This window comes from Polaribacter sp. (assembly GCF_965656025.1).
Classification (GTDB): Bacteria; Bacteroidota; Bacteroidia; order Flavobacteriales; family Flavobacteriaceae; genus Polaribacter.
In genome coordinates, this window is sequence record NZ_CBFHJT010000043.1 from 22,744 (window position 1) to 26,402 (window position 3,659).

General features: G+C 30.7%; 4 protein-coding genes. 1 reads left to right on the forward strand and 3 read right to left on the reverse strand.

The genetic code is table 11. The features are described from left to right. The 3 genes from ACTG3S_RS09310 to ACTG3S_RS09320 form a co-directional block, all read right to left on the reverse strand. Window positions 1–707 (reverse strand): AMP-binding protein (locus tag ACTG3S_RS09310; protein ID WP_439129089.1); only part of this gene is annotated, 707 nt, incomplete at its 3' end. Between the two features lie 47 nt (window positions 708–754). After that, entirely contained in the window at window positions 755–1,111 is a 357-nt protein-coding gene (locus tag ACTG3S_RS09315; RefSeq protein WP_439129090.1) for a DUF779 domain-containing protein, read from the reverse strand. 66 nt (window positions 1,112–1,177) lie between these two features. Beyond that, window positions 1,178–2,674, reverse strand: coding sequence for an aldehyde dehydrogenase family protein (locus tag ACTG3S_RS09320; protein WP_439129091.1), 1,497 nt, complete (start codon window positions 2,672–2,674; stop codon window positions 1,178–1,180). Between the two features lie 194 nt (window positions 2,675–2,868). Between ACTG3S_RS09320 and ACTG3S_RS09325 the strand changes: the two genes are divergently transcribed. After that, a partial coding sequence (locus tag ACTG3S_RS09325; protein ID WP_439129092.1) for an AraC family transcriptional regulator N-terminal domain-containing protein occupies window positions 2,869–3,659 on the forward strand: 791 nt, incomplete at its 3' end.

Here is a 3,659-nt window from a genome sequence, read left to right on the forward strand (position 1 = left end):
GCTTCACAAACTGTGGATGCTTTGTCTAATAAAGGTTGTAACCATTTGTCACGACCTTCTTTCATCTGAATATCTGAGTTGATTCTTTTAGCAACTAAAACAGTTTCTATAGTTGTGCAAGATTCTAATGCCTCGTCAACAATACCTTTTAGATCGATAGTTTTAGAACCTCTGTAAGAACCATCAGAAGTAATCACCATTTTACAATTTGCATCGTTTATTCTTGTTGATAAAGCTGTTGCAGAAAAACCTGCAAAAACGACAGAATGTATGGCTCCAATTCTTGCACAAGCTAACGTTGCTATTGCCAATTCAGGAATCATAGGAACATAAATACAGACTCTATCTCCTTTTTTAATTCCATTTTCTTTTAGCACATTGGCAAATTGGTTTACCTTATCAGAAAGTTGATTGTAGGTAATGTGTTGCGCTTTTTCTTCTGGGTTATTGGGTTCAAATAGAATAGCAGTTTTATCTCCTCTTGTGGGTAAATGCCTGTCTATACAGTTTTCTGTAATGTTTAATTGGGCACCTTCAAACCATTTTATTTCTGGTTTAGAAAAATCCCACTCTAAAACTTTATCCCATTTCTTTTTCCAAACAAAGTGTTCTTCTGCAATTTCTTCCCAAAAGGTTTCTGGTTCTCTCACCGAGTTTCTATATACGTGATAATATTCTGGAAAGTTTTTAATATGATAATTACTCATAAGATTGGTTAATTGTTTTTTATTATTGTCAGCAATTTAACATATATCTATTTGATATTAAAAAAATCAGTTTCTTTTTTTGTTAATAATCTAGAATGAATTATAAAACGGACCCCCAAAGGAATTTCGAGGGAGAAACTAGCCCCACGCCCTTTCGTGATATCAATAGTTAGATGGGTATGTTTCCAATATTCATATTGATCTTGATTCATGTAAAAAGGCACGTTTTCAATAATTCCTAAAAAAACATCACTTTCATCTAGATACATGTCGTCTTTTTGAAAAATCATTGGAGATGAACCATCACAACAACCACCACTTTGATGAAAAATTAAATCGCCAAATTCTTCTTTCAATTCCCTAACAATTTCTGCTGCTTTTTCTGTTATTTCTATTCTTTTCATATCTTTAAATATTCATAAAAAAGCTGAATTAATTATTAATTCAGCTTTTTAAATTTACAAAAACTACTAAAAGAATCCTAATTTGTTTTTATCATAAGATATTAACATATTTTTTGTTTGTCTATAATGCCCCATCATCATTAAATGATTTTCTCTACCAAAACCAGATTTTTTATAACCTCCAAATGGCGCATGTGCTGGGTATGAATGGTAACAATTTACCCAAACTCTACCAGCTTTTATAGCTCTAGGAATTTGGTAAAGTTGATGTGCATCTCTTGTCCAAACACCAGCACCTAAACCATATAAAGTATCATTTGCAATTTCTAAAGCCTCAGCTTCATTTTTAAACTTTGTAACACAAACTACAGGCCCAAAAATTTCTTCTTGAAAAACCCTCATTTTATTATGACCTTCTAATATTGTTGGTTGAATGTAAAAACCATTTACTAAATCTCCTTCTGTATTTGCAGCACCACCACAAAGTACTTTAGCACCTTCTTCTTTTCCAGTTTTAATGTAAGATTGTATTTTTTCATACTGATCATTAGAAGCCTGTGCACCAACCATACAATCTGAACTATATGGGCTTGTTTGTACAATTGCCTTCGTACGAGCTACAACGCGTTCCATAAATTTATCATAAATACTTTCTTGTACTAAAATTCTTGATGGACAGGTACAAACTTCTCCTTGATTAAATGCAAATAAAACAGCGCCTTCAATGGCTTTGTCTAAAAACGCATCATCCTCATCCATAACACTTTCAAAAAATATATTTGGAGACTTACCCCCTAATTCCATAGTTACGGGATTTAGATTTTTAGAGGCGTATTGCATAATTAATTGTCCTGTGGTTGTTTCTCCAGTAAAAGCAACCTTATCTACTTTAGAACTAGAAGCTAATGGTTTACCTGCTTCTGGCCCAAAGCCATGAACAACATTTACAACTCCTGGAGGAAAAACATCTGCAATTTTTTCCATCAATAAAGTAGCTGAAGATGGAGTTTGTTCTGCGGGTTTTAAAACAACACAATTACCAGTAGCTAAAGCAGGTGGTAATTTCCAAGAAAGCATTAATAAAGGAAAGTTCCAAGGTATTATTTGCCCTACAACACCTAAAGGTTCTTTTATATTCATAGACAAAGTATTGGCATCTAGTTCTGTTGCACTGCCTTCTTCGGCTCTAATACATGCTGCAAAATAGCGCCAATGATCTGCAGATAATGGAACATCTGCATTTAAAGTTTCACGAATAGGTTTACCATTGTCACAAGTTTCTACTAAAGCAAATTCTTCTAAATTAGCTTCTATAATTTCTGCAACTTTATTTAAAAGCGTAGCTCTTTCTGTTGCTGAAGTGTTACCCCAAGATTCTTTTGCTGCATTAGCAGCATCTAAAGCTAATTCTACATCTTCTTTTTTTGATCTTGGATATTTTGCAATTAAGCTACCATCAATTGGAGAAGTATTTTCAAAGTACTCACCATCTATTGGTTTTGTAAATTTACCATTAATAAAGTTTCCATAAGTAGTTTTAAATTGCGGTTTTGAATAACTCATAATTATATTTTTAGTTAATATTTAAAATTGATAAAAAATTGTAATATTGATAATATAATTATCTTAAAAACACATAATTATCATTTTTTGTAAAGTTATTTTATTAAAATCACTAATAATTGAACATATTTATTATATTGTAGTACAATTCTATTATTAGACTATTTTTTTTAAAAACTTTTATAATTTTGATTATGAGCCATTTATTAACATCACATAATAAAAACAGAAAACTAGATACTTTAGTTGAAAATAGAACTACTTATAATGCTGATTTTGCCGAATTAAATATTTACGAGACCTATAAATATGCTGAAAAAGTTGCGTTACAATTTGATTACCCTATTATAGCAAGTATGCTAACTGGTAAAAAAGTGATGCATCTTGATGGGTTACCTACTTTTGATTTTTACCCAGGAGAATCTGTTGTTATGCCATCTAATAAAGAGATGATTATAGATTTTCCGGAAGCCAAAATGAAAAATCCCACGCAATGTTTAGCCTTAGGGATTGATAGTACTAAAATTAATGAAGTAGTAGATAAATTTAATGATACTATTGCCATAGAAAATGAGAATAATAACTGGACTCTTAACAACAATAGCAATCATTTGACCCACAATTCAGATGTAAATCAACTTGTTAAACGTTTAATAAATACATTTACAAATAGTAATACTTCTAAAGATTTATTATTAGACTTAATGATTCAAGAACTCATTGTTCGATTATTGCAAACCAAAGCAAAATCTGTTTTATTAGATGATACACAAAATGTTTTTACGGACACCAGAATTGGGATGGTTATAAAATATATAAAAGAAAATTTAACAAACAAGGATATTAGTGTAGATCTTTTAGCAGAAAAAGCATGTATGAGTAGTTCTCACTTTCATAAAAAATTTAAAAATACAATAGGTATTTCTCCCATCGATTTTTTAAATTCAGAAAAAATTAAGTTTGCTAAAAAATTGATGCAAAAAAC